The 602-nt window shown below is 67.8% G+C and carries 1 protein-coding gene and 1 pseudogene; both read left to right on the top strand.

Features of this window, described 5'->3' with window-relative positions:
* Positions 1 to 31 precede the first annotated feature (31 nt).
* Positions 32 to 340 carry an IS3 family transposase gene (locus tag QSJ40_RS12585; RefSeq protein ID WP_006215866.1) on the top strand — a complete coding sequence of 103 codons (309 nt, stop codon included), beginning with the start codon at positions 32 to 34 and terminating at the stop codon, positions 338 to 340.
* A pseudogene (locus QSJ40_RS12580) lies at positions 337 to 602 on the top strand (IS3 family transposase); the annotation flags it as partial. The gene QSJ40_RS12585 and the pseudogene QSJ40_RS12580, both read left to right, overlap by 4 nt.

Here is a 602-nt window from a genome sequence, read left to right as displayed (position 1 = left end):
GCCCGGAGGGCGGCCTGGAAGGATGTGCACCATGCCCGCTCCCTACCCCCAGGAGTTCCGCGAAGACGTCGTGCGAGTGGCCCGGTCCCGTGAGGACGGCATCACCATCGCGCAGATCGCGAAGGACTTCGGAGTCCACGAGATGACGCTGCACAAATGGATCCGCCAAGCCGATATCGACGACGGCAACCGCCCCGGCAGGACACGGGAGGAGTCGACCGAGCTGCGCGAGGCCCGCAAGCAGATCCGGCTGCTCCAGCAGGAGAACGAGGTCCTCCGCCGTGCCGCTGCCTACCTGTCCCAGGCGAACCTGCCGGGAAAAGGTTCTACCCGCTCGTGAGTGAGCTCGCCGCGGACGGCATTCCCGTCGCGGTGTCCCTGCGGGTCCTGAAGCTCTCCCGCCAGCCCTACTACCGCTGGCGCCACCAGCAGGTCACCAAGGCCGAGGTGGTCGAGGCATACCGGTCCAACGCGCTGCTGGACGCCCACGTCGACGACCCCGAGTATGGCTACCGGTTCCTGGCCGGCGAAGCGGCAGAAGCCGGTGAGCAGATGTGTGAGCGGACGGCGTGGAGGATCTGCCGGGACAACCAGTGGTGGTC

It is taken from the genome of Kocuria sp. NBRC 114282, from assembly GCF_030268385.1.
Lineage (GTDB): Bacteria > Actinomycetota > Actinomycetes > Actinomycetales > Micrococcaceae > Kocuria > Kocuria palustris.
The sequence above is the reverse complement of the archived record's forward strand: the minus strand, read 5'-3'. Positions and strand labels throughout refer to the sequence as shown.

Coding starts and splice junctions, on each gene's coding strand:
- QSJ40_RS12585 (WP_006215866.1), top strand. CDS start 32: ATGCCCGCTCCCTACCCCCAGGAGTTCCGCGAAGACGTCGTGCGAGTG.